13 protein-coding genes are annotated in these 15,072 nt (G+C 41.6%); 2 read left to right on the top strand and 11 right to left on the bottom strand.

What is annotated here, in order from left to right; genetic code table 11:
• Positions 1-6 precede the first annotated feature (6 nt).
• Positions 7-2,148, top strand: coding sequence for a bifunctional diguanylate cyclase/phosphodiesterase (locus tag VUI23_RS02500; protein WP_342806692.1), 2,142 nt, complete (start codon positions 7-9; stop codon positions 2,146-2,148).
• Between the two features lie 37 nt (positions 2,149-2,185).
• Here VUI23_RS02500 and VUI23_RS02495 read toward each other — a convergent pair whose 3' ends face one another.
• The 11 genes from VUI23_RS02495 to VUI23_RS02445 all read right to left on the bottom strand — a co-directional run bounded on the left by VUI23_RS02495 (position 2,186) and on the right by VUI23_RS02445 (position 13,897).
• The gene (locus tag VUI23_RS02495; protein ID WP_303501308.1) at positions 2,186-3,355 is read right to left on the bottom strand and encodes an acyl-CoA dehydrogenase; all 1,170 of its coding nucleotides are present in this window, start codon (positions 3,353-3,355) and stop codon (positions 2,186-2,188) included.
• A 21-nt stretch (positions 3,356-3,376) separates the two neighbouring features.
• Positions 3,377-3,895, bottom strand: coding sequence for a GNAT family N-acetyltransferase (locus VUI23_RS02490; RefSeq protein WP_216049772.1), 519 nt, complete (start codon positions 3,893-3,895; stop codon positions 3,377-3,379).
• A gap of 75 nt (positions 3,896-3,970) precedes the next feature.
• Positions 3,971-4,855 carry a protease modulator HflC gene (gene hflC, locus VUI23_RS02485; RefSeq protein ID WP_216049771.1) on the bottom strand — a complete coding sequence of 295 codons (885 nt, stop codon included), beginning with the start codon at positions 4,853-4,855 and terminating at the stop codon, positions 3,971-3,973.
• A 2-nt stretch (positions 4,856-4,857) separates the two neighbouring features.
• On the bottom strand, positions 4,858-6,015 hold the full coding sequence (hflK, locus tag VUI23_RS02480; protein ID WP_216049835.1) for an FtsH protease activity modulator HflK: 1,158 nt from the start codon (positions 6,013-6,015) through the stop codon (positions 4,858-4,860).
• Between the two features lie 77 nt (positions 6,016-6,092).
• Positions 6,093-7,382 carry a ribosome rescue GTPase HflX gene (gene hflX, locus VUI23_RS02475; protein ID WP_216049770.1) on the bottom strand — a complete coding sequence of 430 codons (1,290 nt, stop codon included), beginning with the start codon at positions 7,380-7,382 and terminating at the stop codon, positions 6,093-6,095.
• 19 nt (positions 7,383-7,401) lie between these two features.
• Positions 7,402-7,650: an RNA chaperone Hfq gene (hfq, locus tag VUI23_RS02470; RefSeq protein ID WP_008843456.1), complete on the bottom strand. Its 249-nt coding sequence runs from the start codon at positions 7,648-7,650 to the stop codon at positions 7,402-7,404.
• 86 nt (positions 7,651-7,736) lie between these two features.
• Entirely contained in the window at positions 7,737-8,681 is a 945-nt protein-coding gene (gene miaA / locus VUI23_RS02465; RefSeq protein ID WP_342806690.1) for a tRNA (adenosine(37)-N6)-dimethylallyltransferase MiaA, read from the bottom strand.
• Positions 8,674-10,539 carry a DNA mismatch repair endonuclease MutL gene (gene mutL / locus VUI23_RS02460; RefSeq protein ID WP_342806688.1) on the bottom strand — a complete coding sequence of 622 codons (1,866 nt, stop codon included), beginning with the start codon at positions 10,537-10,539 and terminating at the stop codon, positions 8,674-8,676. Before mutL ends, miaA begins: the two co-directional genes overlap by 8 nt.
• Before the next feature lie 42 nt (positions 10,540-10,581).
• Complete coding sequence (locus tag VUI23_RS02455; protein WP_342808228.1) at positions 10,582-11,871, bottom strand: N-acetylmuramoyl-L-alanine amidase; 1,290 nt, start codon at positions 11,869-11,871, stop codon at positions 10,582-10,584.
• 53 nt (positions 11,872-11,924) lie between these two features.
• Complete coding sequence (gene tsaE, locus VUI23_RS02450) at positions 11,925-12,383, bottom strand: tRNA (adenosine(37)-N6)-threonylcarbamoyltransferase complex ATPase subunit type 1 TsaE (RefSeq protein ID WP_216049767.1); 459 nt, start codon at positions 12,381-12,383, stop codon at positions 11,925-11,927.
• Between the two features lie 2 nt (positions 12,384-12,385).
• Positions 12,386-13,897, bottom strand: a complete 1,512-nt coding sequence (locus VUI23_RS02445; RefSeq protein WP_342806686.1) for an NAD(P)H-hydrate dehydratase — start codon at positions 13,895-13,897, stop codon at positions 12,386-12,388.
• Here VUI23_RS02445 and queG point away from each other — a divergent pair.
• Positions 13,891-15,042 carry a tRNA epoxyqueuosine(34) reductase QueG gene (queG, locus tag VUI23_RS02440; RefSeq protein ID WP_342806684.1) on the top strand — a complete coding sequence of 384 codons (1,152 nt, stop codon included), beginning with the start codon at positions 13,891-13,893 and terminating at the stop codon, positions 15,040-15,042. The genes VUI23_RS02445 and queG overlap by 7 nt on opposite strands.
• Positions 15,043-15,072 lie beyond the last annotated feature (30 nt).

Here is a 15,072-nt window from a genome sequence, read left to right as displayed (position 1 = left end):
TCAATTATGCAACAATCACTTATTCAAGCTTTAGGCATTATTAACTGCGCGATTTTAAAGCGAGTAGAAAATCGTAAATTCCAATTATTACACTGCAGTGAAGATTGGTTTTATGCTATAGCGCCAGAGGCAATTGGCAGCGAATTTTTCGAATTTATTGGTAACTCCGCCTACTTAGAAGACTTTTTTATTGATGCCGAAGATTTTTGGCAAATTGGTAATGATGGGCAAATTCAGTCGGGGATTTGGTCCGAACAATCCAAAGATGATTTATTACGTTTAGAAGCCATTGCAGCAGTTTCAAAGGGCGAAGCTTATTTAGTCATTCACAATTTGCAAGCAGAATACAAAAAACAACAACAAACTCTGCAGGTGGCCCGCGAACTGCTGATATCAAATGATAAAATCCTCGCCCAACACGAGTATATTCATGAACGTTTAGATCAAGTTCTTCGTGAAAACCAGACACTACAATCATTACAAGAGCCGATTAAGCAGGTCATTGAAAATGCCGACTTTGGTGTAGTAATTACCGATTCCCAATTAAATATCATTAGCCAAAACCCAAATTCTTATAGTTTTTTCGAAACCTCTGAAGTATCCAATGAGGCTTCCCCCTTTACGATTTTACTCGAATTGTTTAAACACCAATGTGCTGAGTTTGAGCGGGTCTTTGAAACTGGCAGTCGCTGGCATGGAGAGCTTTTTTGGCATAAACCGCCGTATTCTAGCAAGTGGTTAAAGTTAGCGTTATATCCAGTTACCGACGAAATGCAAAATTTGCAAAATTGGATATTCATTTTCAGCGATGTCAGTCGCGTCAAATACCTATTACAAAGAAATGAAAAGTTAAATCTCTATGATAATGTTACCAATCTTCCCAATCGGCAATTTTTCTGGCAAAAATTAGAACACCAAATTGAGAAAGATAAACCATTTTTCATCGTTTACTTGGATGTAAAACACTTTAAACAAATCAATGAATTACATGGTCATCAAGCTGGTGACCATATATTGGTGACTCTCGCTGAGCGGATCCAACAATGTTTATCTACAGCGGATTTATGTGCACGGGTTGGAGGTAATGAGTTTGGTATTATTTTATCCGGAGCTAAAGAGCAATCAGACTGTATTGAGTTTGCCAATCGTTTAATAGAAGCAACCGAATTTCCTTTTTATACCGAATCAAAACAAAAGGTGCAGATTGGACTCAATCTCGGTGCGGCCCATTTCCCTAGTGATGCGTCAGATTCTGAAGAGTTAATGAAGTTTGCCGACTTAGCCATGTTTTCCGCTAAAAAAGAAGATAAGAGCAAATTGCGTTTTTACTCAAAAGCCCTTAAAGAAGCATCAATGCACAGGCTTGAATTAGAAAATGCGCTTAAAAAAGCCATCGATGAAAATCAGTTTGAACTCTATTTACAGCCAATCATCGATTTAAGCACGGGCAAAATCGCTAAAGCAGAGGCGTTAATTCGCTGGCGCTTAGCTGATGGCACTATAACCAGCCCAGATAAGTTTATTCCTCTTGCAGAGCAGACCGGGTTAATAGTACCTATTGGCAAATGGGTGATTAGTCGTGCGACAGATATGTTGAAAGTGATTATTCAACATCAGCCTAATCTAAAAGTATCGGTCAACTTATCTCCTCGTCAAGTTGCCGATAGACACTTGTTTGATTTTGTTACTCAAGCCATTCTGCACAGTGGGATTCCATCCAAAAACTTGGAATTAGAGCTAACTGAAGGGGTATTAATTGATAATTATGACAAAGTTAAAAACTTATTAGACCAAGTGAGAAAAATTGGTATTTCTACTTCAATCGATGACTTTGGAACTGGCTATAGTTCCCTTTCTTATTTGCAAAAGTTACCTATCGATAACCTTAAAATAGATCGCTCTTTTGTTATTGATTTAGAACAGAACGAGAATGACAAAGCGATTATTTTGGCCGTGATTGCCATGGCACACAGCTTAAAATTAGGGGTTATTGCTGAAGGGGTTGAGAATCAATATCAGGCTAAGTTTTTACTCGATAATAAATGTAATACTGCGCAAGGATATTTATTCAGCAAACCCCTACCATTTGAAGAGTTTTGTGAACTTCTAATAACAGAGAAACATTCTGATAAACAACAATCAAACTGATTATGCCAACTCGGCTGCAAACTAGAATTAACCTGAGTTAAGTGAATGCTTGCAGCCCGGTTTGTGCACGGCCCAAAATTAGCGCATGTACATCGTGGGTACCTTCGTAGGTATTTACCGCTTCTAAATTCATAACATGACGAATAACGTGGTATTCATCCGCAATACCATTACCGCCATGCATATCTCTTGCGGTACGAGCAATATCCAAGGCTTTGCCACAGGAATTACGTTTTATTAGAGAAATGGCTTCAGGTGCCAATAAATCAGCATCCATCAATCTTCCGGCTTGCACGCACGCCAGCAAACCAAGGGAGATATCTGTCTGCATGTCGGCTAGTTTCTTCTGTACCAATTGATTGGCAGCCAATGGACGGCCAAATTGCTGACGATCCAAGCAGTATTGTCGAGCCGCATGCCAACAAAATTCGGCCGCTCCCAAAGCCCCCCAAGCAATTCCGTAACGCGCTTTGTTTAAACAACCAAAAGGCCCTTTCAACCCTGAAACATTAGGTAAGATATTCTCTTCAGGAAGAAACACGTTATCCATCACAATTTCACCGGTAATGGATGCTCTTAATGAAAATTTACCTTCTATTTTAGGCGCACTTAAGCCCTTCATTCCCTTTTCTAAAATGAAACCACGTATCACACCGTCCAACTTTGCCCACACTACAAATACATGTGCTACAGGTGAATTGGTAATCCACATTTTACTACCATTGAGAAGGTAGCCATCTGCTACTTTTTTAGCATGGGAACTCATGCTTGCCGGATCAGACCCCGAGTTTGGTTCAGTAAGACCGAAACAGCCGATCCACTCTCCGGTTGCTAATTTAGGCAGGTATTTCTGGCGTTGTTGTTCGCTTCCATAAGTAAAAATAGGGTGCATCACTAATGAAGACTGAACACTCATAGCGCTACGATAACCGCTATCTACCCTTTCAACTTCTCTTGCTATTAATCCATAGGAAACATAATTGATGTTGGAGCAACCGTATTTTTCGGGCAGGGTTGCGCCCAATAACCCTAACTGCCCCATTTCCTGCATGATGCCGATATCAAAGTGTTCAGTCCGATTAGCCTGCAAGATACCGGGCATCAACTGTTGTTGGCAAAACTGATGAACGCTATCTCTTAAAATCCGCTCATCTTCGTTTAATAAGGAATCTAGATTGAGAGGATCTTGCCAATTGAATTTAGTCATTTTAAGGGTCCCGAATTAATATTAATTAGGTAATTTTACAATTTGCATGGAAACAACCTTGCTTTTATCGTCTGCATCCAATCGACCAACCTGATGAAATCCATAGGATTGATGAAAATTTGCTGAAATGGGATTGGCTGGAATTAAATTGTATTCACAACAAATAAGTTCAATTCTATGTTTGAGTGCGAAACAAAATAAATCATCATACAGCTTCTTTCCCAAGCCTTTTCCTTGCGCCGTAGAATCAATCACTACCCTGTCCACATACAAGAAGTGCTTGTAACGTAAGTCGAACCATTGGTAATTATCACTGCTGTAGTCTGTGGCGGGTTTCATAGCAAGTAGGAAGCCGACAGTGGAGACTTCAGATGTCTGTTTGTCATGCTGCTCTATCACCCGGTGATACGCACTGAGGTTATGTAACTGCTCGATGCGAGCTAGCTCCATTGGGCTGGTAAAGTGTACAAATTTATCGTTTAAGCGTTTAATTTCAGAAAAGTCATCCTGAACCGCATCTCTAATATGAAATTCAAACATAAGCACTCTCGCTTAATAATGACGATTTTAGTGATAAAAAAAGCGCCTTCACGGCGCTTTTATCAACACTTAAATTTAGTTTCTAGCACCTGACATGTCTTTCATGTATTTAAAGAAATCACTGTCTGGTTCAACAACTAAAACGTCTTGTTTACTATCGAAACTCGCTCTATAAGCATCCATACTTCTTAAAAATGCATAGAACTCAGGGCTCTTAGAATAAGTTTCAGCATAAATCTGTGCGGCTTGGGCTTCACCTTCACCTTTAATCTTACGCAGGTTCCGTTCTGCGTCTGCCAGCATAACCGTCACTTTAGCATCAATTGTTGCCTTAATGATTTCGGCTTGCTCTCTACCTTCTGAGCGGTGCTCTTTTGCCACAGCTTCTCGCTCTGCTCTCATTCGTTGGAAAATAGAATTACTCACTTCAGGTGGTAGATTAATTTGTTTAACTCTTACATCAACAATCTCAATACCAAGCTCATCCGAACTAGTTGACGCTTGCTTCATGGCTTCATCCATCAATTCTGAGCGCTCACCAGATACGATTTGAGAAATAGTACGAGTACCAAATTCAGAGCGCAAACCATTATTAACTTTTTGTTTTAATAGTGATTCTGCTTGTAATTTGTTAGCACCAGTTGACAAGTAGTAAGTTGCAAAATCTTTAATCCGCCACTTTACATAAGAATCAACGATTAAGTCTTTTTTCTCTGAAGTAACAAAACGTCCAGCAGGATCATCCAGCGTTTGAATTCTGGCATCGAGCTTAACAACGCGGTCAATCAATGGAATTTTAAAATGCAAACCGGGTGAAAAGACAACAGTTTCACCTGAAGCATCTCGCTCAACTTTTCCGAATTGAATTTTAATTGCTTTTTCGCCTTCAGGCACAACAAACAATGAAAGAAAAACTGCGATGATAACGAGTACTACGACTCCAATACTTAGATTTTTCATTATCAATTTCTCCCTGTTCTAGTTCGATCACTACGTAACGTTGTGCTCGGAGTGGAATTACTACTTTGCGAAGAGGAAATACTATTTTGTTGTAGTCCTTCAAGCGTACTGCGAGAGTTCTCTTTAGGTGCTTGACTATTTTGGCTCTCTAGAATTTTATCTAAAGGCAAATACATCATATTGCCACTTCCCTCATTATCTATCATGATCTTAGTAGTGTTTTGATACACCTGTTCCATAGTTTCAAGATAGATACGCTGACGGGTAACTTCAGGTGCCGCATTGTATTGAGGTAATAACTCTTCAAAACGTGCGATTTCACCGCGCGCTTCTAAAGTAACACGCTCTTTATAAGCCTGTGCTTCTTCTGCCATTCTATTCACTTGACCACGGGCGCGAGGCTCGATTTCACGAGAATAAGCTTCTGCTTCGCGGATGAAACGCTGTTCATCTTCTTGTGCAGCAATAGCATCATCAAAAGCCGCTCTCACCGCATCTGGTGGACGAGCATCTTTAAAGTTAATGTCGACAATTGAAATACCCATATCATAAGGATTAATAATGCCTTCTAACTCTTGCCAAACTTGTTGACGGGCTGATTCACGACCGCGGGTTAACACATCGTCCATTTTTGAATGTCCGACCACGTAACGAATGGCACTATTTAACGCCTGACTAAGGCTTTGTTCTGGGTTAGTTACCGCAAAGCTATATTTGAAAGGCTCTACGATTCGATATTGAACTTCCATTTCAACGCTAACCACGTTTTCATCTTCTGTGAGCATGCTGCCCTCTGAAGACATCGACTTAATAGATTGCACGTCAATTGGAATGACTTCATCTACGAATGTTGGTTTCCAACGTAAACCAGGCTCTACGAATTGACTGAACTCACCAAAACGTAATACCACACCACGTTCTGCTTCACGAATAGTGTAGAAACCGCTAATAAACCAAACGACAACTAGCAAAACTGCGATCACAGTTAAGCCAACTCCACCTAAGCTTTTACCGCCAGATGAGCCGTCACCGCCGCCACCTTTGCTGAATTTACCAAACAAATTTTTGAATATATCATCCAAATCAGGCGGGCCTTGATCACGTCCCCCCTTATTTTTCCAAGGGTCGTTATTCTTTCCACCGGGCTCATTCCAAGCCATCATCACTCTCCGTTAGGTTAAGTCTAAATCTACGCAACCCCGATACTACCATCAGAAGTTAACTTAATTTGCATATACTAATGCTTTACTACCAAACTGGATAAGTCTATCTCTGATCTTTTTTCCAATCGGTTCCAATCACTGGTTGGCATTCTGACATCCACCAGCCAATCGCCGTCCTCTGCATACGATTCTGCAGCGATACAGTTCATTCCAAATAATGCGCCTCGAAGTTTACCTTCTTTAGGCGGAATGCGTAATGTAAATTGCACTATGCTTTGCGATAAACATTCAGTGAGGGCATTAAATAATAAATCAATGCCCTGATCTTGTTGAGCTGAAATCCAGACTCGAATGGGAATTCCTTCATCATTGCGGTCTATATGGGGTTCAACCCCTTCCATTCTGTCAATTTTGTTGCAAATCATTAGCTGTTGAATTTCAGATGCATCAATTTCTTCCAAAACATCATTCACCTGATCAATATTGTCTAGATATTGGTCATCCGAATAATCCACAACGTGCAATAATAGGTCTGCTTCTTGAGTTTCCTGTAAAGTGGCTTTAAATGCCGCCACTAAATCATGTGGTAAGTGCCGGATAAATCCAACTGTATCAGCCAATATAGCGTTACCAACATCTTGTAACTGAATTTTTCGCAAGGTTGGATCTAGTGTGGCGAACAATTGATCTGCCGCATAGACTCCCGCATCAGTAATAGTATTAAACAAAGTCGATTTACCCGCATTGGTATATCCCACCAGCGAGAGCGTTGGCATTTCCGCGCGTTTACGAGCTCTGCGGCCTTGTTCACGTTGTTTTTGTACTTTGGCTAAGCGACGTTGAATACTCTTAATTCTGACTCGCAAAAGTCGTCTATCGGTTTCCAGCTGAGTTTCACCGGGACCGCGTAGGCCAATTCCACCTTTTTGACGTTCCAAGTGAGTCCAACCTCGAATTAATCGAGTTGAAATATGCCGAAGTTGCGCTAACTCTACTTGTAATTTACCTTCGTGAGTACGGGCACGTTGCGCAAAAATGTCTAAAATCAGACCGGTACGATCTAACACGCGACATTTGCACAATGCTTCCAAATTTCTTTCTTGAGAAGGCGATAGAGGGTGATTAAAAATAACGACATCTGCGTTATTGGTACGCACAGCATTAGCAATCTCTTCAGCTTTGCCACTACCCGTAAAGTATTTGGGATGAGGTGCTTGCCGTGAAGCGGTTATCACTTCAACTGCATTAACACCGGCAGATGACACTAGCATTTGTAACTCTTGCAGATCTTCTTTGCTAGAATCATCAGAAAAATCAATATGAACTAAAACAGCCTGCTCGCCTGCTTCGTAACGGTCAAACAAGCTTTTCTCCTATAAGGTTTTATTCACCGTTATCAGAGTCAGGTTGTGCGCCGGTTGACATATTAATGGCCCGAGAAGGCACAACAGTTGAAATGGCATGCTTGTATACCATCTGACTAACAGTGTTTTTTAACAGAATCACGAACTGGTCAAACGATTCCACTTGACCTTGTAACTTGATTCCATTGACTAAATAAATTGAGACAGGAATACGCTCCTTTCTTAACGCATTCAAAAACGGGTCTTGTAAAGATTGCCCCTTTGCCATCACTATTCCTTATCCTTTTCTTTTTATTATGATTTTCACCTGATATACAAATTATACAGTAAAACATGGGGCTGTATAGCTGCCTATTAGGGTACAGTATTGCTGACATTCAATATGGTAGTCAAATTGTCTTTTTCAATACCATCTAAAAAAGTTATATTTTTCCAGCTTCTTAGCCAGGTTATTTGTCTTTTTGCCAATTGACGCGTTGCCGCCACACCTTTAAATACCATTTCCTCGTGATTATAGTCACCATCGAGATACTGCCACATTTGACGGTAACCCACACACCGCATGGAAGGCAAATCTAGATGTAAATCTCCGCGACGCTTAAGATCTTCGACTTCTTGTTGAAAGCCTTTATCAAGCATAACATTAAATCGTTTTTCTATACGCTCATGGAGTATACCCCGATCACTGGGCATGATGGCAAATTCTTTTACCGAATATGGGAGACTACTGGACTTTGCCGCAGTTAACTCCGTCATCGTCTTTCCGCTCAATACAAATACTTCTAAAGCCCTTAACAAACGCTGAGGGTCATTTGGATGTATACGTTTAGCTGAAATTGGGTCGATTTGTTCTAATCGGTTATGCAATGCGTCCCAGCCTTGGTTTTGTGCGTCTTGGGTTAATTGCGCACGAACTTCTTCATTGGCAGCTGGCAATGTTGATAAACCATCAACTAAGCTCTTGAAATACATCATAGTTCCACCAACCAGTAAAGGAATCTTTCCATTTTCAGTTACCGCTTTCATCGCATTTAACGCATCGTTCCTGAAATTCGCAACCGAATAAGATTCTGCAGGGTCGAGAATATCAATGAGTCGATGGGGAACTTGAGATAGTTCTTCGGGAGTTGGTTTGGCCGTGCCTATGTCCATACCACGATAGATTAGCGCCGAATCTACACTAATGATTTCACAGGGGAGCCTTTTGCTTATTTCTAATGCCAAATCAGTCTTACCAGAGGCTGTTGGCCCCATTAAAAAAATCGCTGGCGGTAAGTTTTCGGTTTGTTTTTTATTCATCAAATTGTGATAACCAATTTTTTAATGGGATTAATTTAGCGCAAGATTTAAGTATTTCTTCAGCATTGAGTTGTTTAGTTAACCATTCACAAAGAAAGTTCATATTAGTATGTTGTGCTGCTAACCCTTTGATTTGGTGCTCTGCTAACACAGTGTAAAAACTTTCAAGTAATAGTTGTTTGTCACTGTCTTGGTCAAATTTACGAATAGGCAGAGTCGCATTTTCCTTGGTACTTTGATTGAGCGCTAGCTCCAATCTATCAAACAAACTCAGCAGCACACTGGCCCAATCCAAAGCTCGGGTTCCGGAAGGGACTTGCTTCAAAAGTATACGTTGATTAACAATAGAAAGCTCAATACCTAAGCTTTTAATACTCTGAATTAATGATGGCTCTATCGTCAGCTTTATCTGGTTCAACGCCAGCGAAATGGGCATTAAAAGAGGTTGCATCACTGGTTGATTAAACTGCCCATCATCGTGTAATTTTTTAGCGGCTAATTTTTCTGCGTCACACAGATAATACGCCCCTGCACATTCGATCAATAAACGATTATCAGCAACCTGCATAAAACTCAACAGGTTGCTTTGAGAGTGTTCAGAGGAATGCGGAGTCATTAAATTTTTGTAATGCTTGGCCCCTGACTTTGAATGAGCCGGAGCACTATAACTGAATGTTTTAGGTTGCTGATTAGTGACCTGCTCATGAATTTCAGTGGTTGAGCGCAACGGCTGTTCACTCTGGCTTGGCTTATCAATTACCCTGCTCAACGGACGGATATACTGGTGGCTAGGAGCAACTTCTTGCAATGTCGTTGGTGTGACTTGTCCGCCGCTCTCAGCATGCTCCGTATGATCAGAGAACGATTCAGTCAGCGCTTTTGAAACAGAGCGAAATATAACGTCATGGACAAGTCGGGATTGATGAAATCTCACTTCATGTTTAGCTGGGTGAACATTGACATCAACTTGCATAGGATCCAAAGACAGAAACAGCACGAATGCTGGGTGAGTGTTAGGCTCAATCAAACCTTCATATGCTTGCCTAATTGCATGATTAATTAGTTTATCTTTCATCACGCGACCATTAACGTAAACATATTGCAGATCACTTTGCATACGACTCGCGCCAGCGGCGCTTAACCAGCCGTTAAGCCTTATCCCCTCATACTCACTGTCTATAGCAAGAGAGTTATCCGCAAAATCACTACCGCAAACCGCAGCAATCCGTTTGATATGCGACCCGTCATCCTTAATCGCTGGATATTTTCTAACCGTCTTGCCATTGTGTTTAAGGTTCAACGCCACATCAAATCGACTCAAGGCAATTCGCCTTATCACTTCATCAATATGGTTAAACTCGGTTTTTTCAGCGCGCAAAAATTTACGTCTAGCTGGCGTGTTGAAAAACAAATCAAGTACTTCAATGCTGGTACCTTTGGGGTGTGCAGCAGGCTGAAGTGTCACTTGCATGTCCCTTCCCTCTGCGCAAGCTTGCCATGCTTGTTGTTGTTCTTGTGGTTTTGAAGTTAAGGTTAATCGTGACACAGAACTAATACTGGCTAACGCTTCTCCGCGAAAGCCAAGACTACAAATATTTTCTAAATCGTCGAGTTTGGATATTTTGCTGGTTGCATGTCTACTCAGCGCCAATTCTAACTCTTGCTGCGGGATGCCTTTACCATTGTCGCGAATAGAAATACGTTTATGTCCACCTTTATCTATCTCAATTTCAATACTGCTGGCACCTGCATCCAAGCAGTTTTCAACCAATTCTTTGACCACAGAAGCGGGCCGTTCAACTACTTCACCAGCGGCAATTTGGTTGGCAAGTTGTGGGGATAGAATTCGAATTGACACAGGAAACCTTTATTAATTTTTTGGGCGGGAATAACTTATTGTTTAGGTGCTTGGAATTGTCAATACTTGACCAATCCTCACCGTATCATTACGCATATTATTTGCTTCTTTTATGGCGCTAATTCGCACTTTATAGCGTTGTGCCAATAATGATAATGACTCACCACTTCTGACTCTGTGAGTGCGTTTTTCAGAACGTGCGTTATTCGCCCATAGCGTACCATCTGGCGGGAGTTTTCTAAAATGTTGTTTGATTGCAGAAAATACCGAACTTGCTAATTTTTGGCGATGTTGATTCCAATTAAGGTTTTTTTCTTCAGTTGGATTAGAAATGAAGCCCACTTCCACAAGTATCGAAGGAATATCCGGAGAGGTGAGTACCGCTAAGCTGGCTGCTTGTGGCATTTTTTTGTGCAAGCTGGTCACTTGTTTCAATTCAGATATAACCATTTTACTGATGTCGTAACTGGTAGTTAATGAGTGGTCCATTGACATATCTAACAACGCTTGAGCTAAATAACGTTCACTTGCCGTATCTTGAATCACCTCGGCAGCGCCACCTAACAACTCAGAGTGACGTTCAGTGCGTTCCATCCATCGACCTAAAACAGAATTCGCTCTGCCCATAGATAAAACCCAAACAGAAGCGCCTTTTGGCTGGGGAGTGGTAAACGCATCAGCATGAACTGAGATAAATAAATCAGCTTTGTTTTTGCGGGCAATATCTGGGCGTGCATTAGGCGAAATATAATAATCACCAGTGCGTGTCATTACAGCTCTTAACCCTGGCTCGGCGTTAATCAGATCTGCCAATCTTTTGCTTACGCTCAGTGTGATATTTTTTTCATAGGTACCCGCTCTGCCAATTGAACCGGGATCCTCTCCACCGTGTCCAGCATCAATAGCAATGATAATATCTCGATCTCGAGTCGAGCTTTCTGAACTCATTACCACCTGCGGGGTGCTGTTCGAGTGGTCACTTAAATCTATTACTAAACGATTTTTATATGGCGCAGTAGGCGGTAACGCAAAGATTTCGGTATTCAATTTTCGATTTAGTTCGAGTACAACCCGCACTGACGAAGCATCTTTGGCAGAGCTGTACCTTATTTTTTTAACTAAATCGGATGATTTGGCAAAACCAGCAAGATCAATATCGCCCTTAGTATTTGCCAAATCGATAACTAACCGCTCTGGGTTTGAAAGGGTGAAATAGGAGTATTCAGGTTGCTCGGTGAGATCTAAAACCACCCGAGTATTATCCGGAGAAGGCCACAGGCGCAACGCTTCAATTGCATTTTGTGCAATACAGAAATGACTGATAAGCAGCATCAAAGTGCCGCTCAATATTTGAGCTATCAGTCTAGATACAGTATTCATCATTATTATTTTTGTAATATCTCTACAATTTTTTGCCCGACATCAGAATGGGAGGCTAGATGGATGCGCCTTCCACCAGCTTCGAATTCTATACTAATCTCTAAATCAGCTGTTGCCAATAGACCAGCGCCTTTATCGGGCCACTCAATTAGGCAAATGCAGTCTTCTGCAAAATAATCGCGAATTCCCATATATTCGAGCTCTTCAGGATCTGCTAAGCGATACAAATCAAAGTGAAAAACTCTCCAAGGTGGCACTTCATAAGGCTCGACGATAGTATAGGTGGGACTTTTAACGTTCCCAACATGCCCCAAACCATGCAAAAAGCCTCGACTAAACGAGGTTTTACCAGCACCAAGATCACCAGACAAATAAATAACTAAATGCTGGGTGGTCAGTTGGGAAATTCGTTTAGCAATATTGAGTGTAGCTGCCTCATCTGGCAAAAACTGCGTATATTTCATTTTCAATTAACTAGTTGTCTTAAATAATCAAATAAATCACTGGCAATCATACCACGTTGACCAAAGTTGTCCGCCACTAAATCGGCGGCCGCGGAATGAATGCAGGTGCCGTATAAGCTCGCATCAGTTGCTGTCATCCCTTGCGCTGCTAGAGATCCCAAAACACCTGAAAGAACATCCCCCATACCTGCTGTCGACATACCTGGATTGCCATTTGCACATACATATGTGCCTGAGGGTCCATGAACGATACTGCCAGCACCTTTTAGAATACAATTTCCGCCATAGGTTTCGACCAATTTTGATGCCGCTTGATAGCGATCATTTTCCACACTTTCGATGCTTATATTTAGCAACCTTGCCGCTTCGGCACTATGAGGAGACATTATCAAATAAGATAAATTCAACGCGTGCAATTGCTGACTTAATAAATTTAAGCCATCGGCGTCAATTACTAGTGGTTTATCTTGATCAACCAGATAACTCAATAATTGATTAAAGGTTTCTTGGCTCCAAGTAGTTTGACCTAAACCAGGACCAAATACGATACAATCTGCCCAATCTAATAGCTGCAACAAATTTTCACTGCTAGCCATTATTTCTGCCCTCCCCTGCACAATCGATGACGCTGAACTGGGATGACAGTAAACCTTTACCAGCCCGGCCCCCGTGCGCATGGCCGCCTCAGCGGTAAGACGAATCGCTCCAGCCATCCCATTATTACCGCCGATACACAGCAATTTACCATTATTTCCTTTGTGGCTATATAAAGCACGTGAAGGTAAAGGAGCAAAGTCAGCGTATTCGACTAAGCGTGCTTTAGGCTCAGTGAGATGCGCAAAGGTTTCACCAATGTTCAATTCTTCAAATATTAAATTAGCCGATTTTTGTTTGCCGTTAGCGGTGACCAATCCGGTTTTTATACCAACAAATGTAATGGTGGTATCTGCATTAATACTGGCTCCTAGCGTTGCGCCTGTATTGGCATCAAGACCCGATGGAATATCAATACATAAAATATGAGCCGCCGATTGATTAATTCGCTGAATAACAGACTGATAGGCGGATGATACAGGTCCATTTAATCCAGTGCCTAAAAGTCCGTCTACAATTAGCTCAAAATGTTCGGTATCTAACAATCGAATATCAGCCACTTCGCCACCGCTGGCTACCCAACTTTTTTGCGCCAAAGCAGCATCGCCAGATAATTGTCGAGCCGGATCGATAGATGCGAGCGACACCTTATAACCATCATCCAATAACAGACTGGCAGCAACATAGCCGTCCCCGCCATTATTACCCGTTCCAACCACCACTAAAATATTGGTCTGATGATCGAAATGTTTCTGAATCCATTGAAATAACTTTTCGCCAGCGATCAGCATAACGTCGTAAAGAGGAATAGACATCTGTTTAGCCGCTTCCACTTCGCCTTCTCTTACACACTGCGCTGTATAAAGATTTTGTGATAACCTTTGTTCTGACAATTCTGCTTTTAAGGACCGCTGTGACACAATTATCTCCCGATTTTCTGGATAGGTTAGCCAAAAATATCAAGGAGTGGGGCAAAGCGCTAGGTTTTCAGCAAGTGGGAATTACCGATACCGATTTATCTCAACATCAGGCTCACCTCGAAAGCTGGCTAGACAAAGGCTTCAACGGAGATATGCAGTTTTTTGAGCGAAATCAAGAAAAACGCGCAGATCCAGCCAAGTTGCTCGAAGGCACTTTGCGATTGATTAGTGTAAGAATGGACTATCTCCCCCCTGACGCTAGTTTTGCAAAAGATTTAAAACGCTCTAAAACCGCCTACATAAGTCGTTATGCTGTGGGTCGTGATTACCATAAACTGGTGCGTAACCGACTTAAAAAACTCGGTGAACAAATCAAACAACAATTTGTTGATTTAGAATTTCGTCCATTTGTGGACTCTGCGCCTGTATTAGAACATGCGGTTGCAGAAAAAGCCGGTATAGGCTGGACCGGTAAGCATTCATTAACGATCAATAAAGAAGCGGGTTCTTGGTTTTTTCTAGGTGAATTATTTGTCAATATTCCGCTCCCCGTCGACCAACCCGTGGAGCAAAATTGTGGTAGTTGCACAGCCTGTCTAACTATCTGTCCTACGCAAGCCATTGTAGAGCCTTATGTTGTTGACGGACGACGTTGCATTTCTTATTTAACCATTGAGTATGATGGAGTGATTCCTGAGCATTTCCGAACAGCCATAGGAAACCGCATTTATGGCTGTGATGACTGTCAATTGATTTGCCCATGGAATCGATACGCCCAACTGACCCAAGAAAAAGATTTTTATGGTAGAAAAGTCATTAAAGGCGCTGACTTAGTTACGTTATTTTCGTGGGATGAAAAGCAATTTCTTACTAATACGGAAGGATCCGCCATCCGTCGAATCGGTTTCCAAAAATGGCAAAGAAATATAGCGGTAGCTATGGGTAACGCAGAATTCGACCAGTCTATTTTGGACGCACTACAAGCACAATTGAAAGATACTAGTGAAATGGTTTCGGAACACATTCAATGGGCTATACAACAACAGCTCGAACGCCAACAATCCGTGCCCAGTACGGCGCAAACTCAAAGACTCACAAAGCGACTAATTAGAAGTGTGGAAAAAGGTCTGCCAAGAGATGCCTGATTGATTATCTGTTGGGCTGATTAATGCGTG

Source organism: Alteromonas sp. M12 (assembly GCF_037478005.1).
In the GTDB taxonomy this organism is placed as follows: Bacteria; Pseudomonadota; Gammaproteobacteria; order Enterobacterales; family Alteromonadaceae; genus Aliiglaciecola; species Aliiglaciecola lipolytica_A.
This window is presented reverse-complemented; position numbering and strand designations above follow the sequence as displayed.

Coding starts and splice junctions, on each gene's coding strand:
- hflK (WP_216049835.1), bottom strand. CDS start 6,015: ATGGCTTGGAATGAGCCCGGTGGAAAGAATAACGACCCTTGGAAAAAT.
- VUI23_RS02495 (WP_303501308.1), bottom strand. CDS start 3,355: ATGACTAAATTCAATTGGCAAGATCCTCTCAATCTAGATTCCTTATTA.
- tsaE (WP_216049767.1), bottom strand. CDS start 12,383: ATGAAATATACGCAGTTTTTGCCAGATGAGGCAGCTACACTCAATATT.
- miaA (WP_342806690.1), bottom strand. CDS start 8,681: ATGAATAAAAAACAAACCGAAAACTTACCGCCAGCGATTTTTTTAATG.
- VUI23_RS02500 (WP_342806692.1), top strand. CDS start 7: ATGCAACAATCACTTATTCAAGCTTTAGGCATTATTAACTGCGCGATT.
- hfq (WP_008843456.1), bottom strand. CDS start 7,650: ATGGCAAAGGGGCAATCTTTACAAGACCCGTTTTTGAATGCGTTAAGA.
- hflC (WP_216049771.1), bottom strand. CDS start 4,855: ATGAAAAATCTAAGTATTGGAGTCGTAGTACTCGTTATCATCGCAGTT.
- VUI23_RS02490 (WP_216049772.1), bottom strand. CDS start 3,895: ATGTTTGAATTTCATATTAGAGATGCGGTTCAGGATGACTTTTCTGAA.
- VUI23_RS02455 (WP_342808228.1), bottom strand. CDS start 11,871: ATGCTGCTTATCAGTCATTTCTGTATTGCACAAAATGCAATTGAAGCG.